General features: G+C 47.7%; 7 protein-coding genes. 5 read left to right on the forward strand and 2 right to left on the reverse strand.

Translation table 11 applies throughout. The annotated features are described in order from the left end of the window. From QCH34_RS07555 to QCH34_RS07570, 4 genes are all read left to right on the forward strand, one after another. Nucleotides 1–539 (forward strand): CheR family methyltransferase (locus QCH34_RS07555; RefSeq protein WP_300332425.1); only part of this gene is annotated, 539 nt, incomplete at its 5' end. A gap of 93 nt (nt 540–632) precedes the next feature. Beyond that, nucleotides 633–1,265: an MBL fold metallo-hydrolase gene (locus tag QCH34_RS07560; RefSeq protein ID WP_300332427.1), complete on the forward strand. Its 633-nt coding sequence runs from the start codon at nt 633–635 to the stop codon at nt 1,263–1,265. A 91-nt stretch (nt 1,266–1,356) separates the two neighbouring features. Then, on the forward strand, nt 1,357–1,980 hold the full coding sequence (locus QCH34_RS07565; protein WP_300332429.1) for a CheR family methyltransferase: 624 nt from the start codon (nt 1,357–1,359) through the stop codon (nt 1,978–1,980). 93 nt (nt 1,981–2,073) lie between these two features. Further along, nucleotides 2,074–2,685: an MBL fold metallo-hydrolase gene (locus tag QCH34_RS07570; protein ID WP_300332431.1), complete on the forward strand. Its 612-nt coding sequence runs from the start codon at nt 2,074–2,076 to the stop codon at nt 2,683–2,685. An 84-nt stretch (nt 2,686–2,769) separates the two neighbouring features. Here the strand turns inward: QCH34_RS07570 and QCH34_RS13325 are convergent, their stop codons facing one another. Both QCH34_RS13325 and QCH34_RS07575 read right to left on the reverse strand, forming a co-directional pair. Further along, nucleotides 2,770–3,033 (reverse strand): type II toxin-antitoxin system RelE/ParE family toxin, encoded by a 264-nt coding sequence (locus QCH34_RS13325; protein WP_366898452.1) that lies wholly within the window; start codon nt 3,031–3,033, stop codon nt 2,770–2,772. Next, nucleotides 3,030–3,218, reverse strand: a complete 189-nt coding sequence (locus QCH34_RS07575; protein ID WP_300332433.1) for a hypothetical protein — start codon at nt 3,216–3,218, stop codon at nt 3,030–3,032. Before QCH34_RS07575 ends, QCH34_RS13325 begins: the two co-directional genes overlap by 4 nt. Before the next feature lie 523 nt (nt 3,219–3,741). Here QCH34_RS07575 and QCH34_RS07580 point away from each other — a divergent pair. Continuing rightward, nucleotides 3,742–4,245, forward strand: a complete 504-nt coding sequence (locus QCH34_RS07580; RefSeq protein ID WP_300332435.1) for a metallophosphoesterase — start codon at nt 3,742–3,744, stop codon at nt 4,243–4,245. Nucleotides 4,246–4,363 lie beyond the last annotated feature (118 nt).

Raw genomic sequence — 4,363 nt, forward strand, 5'->3', positions numbered from 1 at the left:
CTATCGATATCTGGAGTGCCGGGTGTGCGATGGGGCCGGAGCCCTACACCATCGCCATTCTTCTGAAACAGAATATGGAAGAGGCGGCCTTTCAGAATGTCAGGATTCTTGCAAGCGACATCGATCACTCAGACACCTATGGGACAATACTCAAAAAAGGCAGTTATCCCTTTGAAGAACTGGAAAGGATACCACAAGAGTACTTCACCAGGAGTTTTACCCCCGATCCTGACAAAAAAGGACATTTTATCGTGGATGATGAGCTCAGGAGCAGGGTCAGCTTCAAAAGGCATGATCTCCTTACTTTGAACCCTCCCGGCAGTGATTTCTCTCTTATCAGCTGTAAGAATGTCCTCCTCCACTTCACAGAAGAAGAGAGGATCAAGGTCATCAGGATGTTTCATGAGACCCTGGTTGACGGCGGCTTCTTCCTCACCGAACAGACGCAGAAGATGCCGTCCGGGGTTGCAGATCTCTTCGAACAGGTCGTCCCTCATGCCCAGGTCTTCAGAAAGCTACCCACCCCCTCCCATTCATGACATGGAGTTGATGAAGTGATGTATGACAGAGCTTGCATCAAGAGGAAACCAGGGATTTGGGCTTCTCCACCCTGATAAATTCAAGGTAAATTTATGAAGATCATCAACCTGACTGAAGAGAGCGATATCTACACCTCGAATGTCTATCTTGTCACCGGCGACTGGAAGACGCTGGATGATAAGAATACGCTGGTTGATGTTGGGCGGGATCCAAAGATTATCGAGAAGATTACCAGATCATCTGCCGGTGTAGGGAAGCGGAAGCTTGACCAGGTGATACTCACGCACGATCACTATGATCATGCATCGCTAACCCACGAGATCAAGAAGCTATTCTCCCCGACGATCTATGCCTTCTCGAATTCAAAGGGCTGTGTCGATATCATCCTCAGAGGAAAAGAGATCATTCGTGTCGGCGATCGCTTCTTTGAGGTGATCCACACACCCGGACACACCGGGGACTCAATATGCCTCTTCTGCGAGGAGGACGGAGTCCTCTTTGTTGGGGATACCATTCCGGTCCATGGTGGGCCGGGTTGTAGGTACGATGAGAGATTTATCCATGCCCTCTTCTATATTGCCACAAAAGATGTGAGGGCGATCTACTATGGACATGGCAGGCCGACATTTGGAAGATGCAACGCAATCATCGAGAACTCGATTAAGAGTCTCAGAGAAAGCAGAAAGACCCCGATAAACCTGCTGAAGAAGGAGGATACAGGGTAGTTTCGCAAGCATCCATAACAGACTCTCCTCAATCAATGGTGCAAACCCCGGTTTTATCATCCCTCCCATCAAATATTTAGTGGACCAAAGCATGGCATTCACCTACTTCTTTCGGGATCTCCAGACGCTCCAGATGATCATCGATCATATGCTCCCCTCCATCCGTGGGAGGACGCATATCAATGTCTGGAGTGCCGGGTGTGCGATGGGGCAGGAGCCCTACACAATTGCCCTTCTCCTGAAAGAGCATATGGGGGCGATGATCTTTCGGAATGTCAGGATACTTGCTAGCGACATCGATCATTCAGACCTCTTTGGAGATATAATCGGAAAGGGCAGCTATCCCTATGTGGAATTAAAAAGGATTCCGGAAGAGTTCTTTACAAAGAATTTTACTCCTGATCCGGATAAAGACGGAAATTTCATCATAGCTGAGGATGTCCGGAACCGGGTTACCTTTAAACGGCATGATCTCCTCACCTGTAATCCTCCCGGCAATAATTTCTCACTGATCAGCTGCAAGAATGTCCTCCTCCATTTCACAGAAGAGCAGAGGATCAAGGTGATCAGGATGTTCCATGACACACTGGTTGACGGCGGCTTCTTCCTTACAGAACAGACCCAGAAGATGCCTCCCGAGGTTGCAGGTCTCTTTGAGCAGGTCGTCCCAAATGCCCAGGTCTTCAGAAAGCTACCAGCAAATTCACGTTCCTGAAGTGGAGTCGATACATTGATTCTCTACAGAACCTACATGGAGTGCCGCTTGGGAGATGAGGAGCCACTGCCCAGGTAAAAACGAGGTGTTTCAATGAAGATCATCAACCTGACAGAAGACAGCCAGATCTACACCTCAAATGTCTATCTGATCACCGGCACCTGGAATGCTCTTGATGATCAGAATACGCTGGTTGATGTCGGCCGGGATCCATCAATCATTGAAAAGATACAGAATGCACGGACCGGTGTAGGGAAGCGAAAATTGGATCAGGTCATTCTTACGCATTCGCACTATGATCATGCTTCCCTTTCAGAACAGATAAAAGAGAGCTTCTCACCTCGCATCTATGCATTCTCAAATTCCCAAAAATATGTTGATACCATCCTCAGTGGAGGGGAGAGCCTGCGTATCGGGGATCGTTTATTTGAAGTGATCCATACACCCGGCCACACACAGGATTCAATCTGTCTCTACTGCGATGAGGACGGAGTGCTCTTTGTAGGAGACACCCCGGTGATCATTCGTGTGCCCGGTTCCACCTATGATGAGAAATTTGTTCAGGCTTTGCTTTCTATTGCCGAGAGAGATGTGAGGGCGATCTATTTCGGGCATGGGAGGCCGATGCTTGAGAACTGCAATGCCGTGATACGGAACTCTATTATGAACATGAAGAAGAGCAGGGCTGTCTCCATACATCTATGAAAACGGAGAATGAAAAGAAAGCATGATTATCGGCATCCTCGCAGATACCCACGACAGACTGTTATGGCGTTTGCCATCTAACCATCAGTACTCCCGACCTCTTTTAAATACCTCAATAACCCTCACTGAAGTAGCATCCACAGCATAAATAATACGATACTCACCAACCCGTAAACGGTATTTTTTTGGATCGGAATCAGTAAGAACTTTTATATCAAGGCCGGAACGTGGAGTAAATGGATCCGCTGATAAATGGGTGAGTGAATGGCGTATTCGGTTGCGGGTATCCTCACAGAGCGTGTAAAATTGTTTTTCAAAGGTTCGTGAAACCAAAACCGGGTATATCACAGTGCATCAAGAGGAAGGAACTCTTCTGTTTCTAATATCGTATTCCAGCGTTCATTCAGATTCTTCCAGTTCACTTCACTGAGCAACTTCCGTATGATGGTATCATAACTCTCCCCTTCTTTGCCAGCGCTCCGAAGCATTTCTTTTGTATCGGAAGATACTGATATGGTCGTTATGGATCCCATAATAAATGTATATTATCCTCTCAGGCATAAGAGGCTTCCTTCACGATCTCAACATAGAGGAGGCCCAGGGCTTTAGATTATGGCCTTGATGAGCCAAAGATCGAGACTTCAGAAAACTGGTTTACCATCACCTTCACGCGAACAAGTATAGAAACAAATAAAAAAACAGAGTCACAGCCAGAGTCACAGCCAGAGTCGTTGTCAATGCGCATTTTGCATCACCTTGAAAGTGAACCCCTGGCAAAATCTGAACTATCCAGAGAACTTGGACAGGCAGAAATCTCCGGCCAACTGAACCATATCATACGTGTATTGCTCAGGGAAGAAATGATTGAATATACCATTCCAGAGAAACCACGAAGCTGACTCCAGAAATATCGCCTGACAGGGAAAGGCAGGGTTTTCCTGAAGAAGGGAGCATCGGAGTGAGTAGCAGGACAGAGAACCGGGATGTTTGCCTCACATGAGCGATCTTGTCAAAAAGAGATACAGGTATTATACATCAGATGCAAAACACGTCTAAATGATTATCGGCATCCTCGCAGACACCCACGACAATCGCCCCGCCATCCGGGAGGCGATCAATCAATTTGTCTCACAGGATACCGGACTTGTCCTCCATGCAGGAGATATCACAGACACCCGGTCACTTGGGATCTTCTGTGATCTTCCCTGTGAGATGATCGGAGTCTTTGGAAACTGTGACCGTCAACAGAAGCAGCTCCGGGATGAAGGCAGGAGATGCGGCACAATACAGGTGGAAAGCCGCTTTGCAGATCTCCTGGTTGATGGGCTCAGGATCGGGATGGTGCATGGGGATGATCCCGGATCTGTACTGGCACTTGCTGAGGCGGCTGTATTTGACGTCATCATCTCCGGACATACCCATCGCCCGGCAATCAGGAAGTCAGGAGAGAGTATCCTGATCAATCCGGGCGAAGCCTGCGGTGAGCGGTACGGGAAGGCAACGATCGCGATCCTTGATACAGATACTTTGGAAGCAGAGATCCTTACGCTCACTTTTTGATGTTCGGAAGGGCACCATATGAGCAGCATACACTCAAACAGATACAAAAGTGATACAATTGAGCATACAAGCAATCTTTGAATGGTTTAAGAGAAAGATCTCCGGTGGGGAGAAGAAA

Source organism: Methanocalculus sp. (genome assembly GCF_029762515.1).
GTDB lineage: Archaea > Halobacteriota > Methanomicrobia > Methanomicrobiales > Methanocorpusculaceae > Methanocalculus.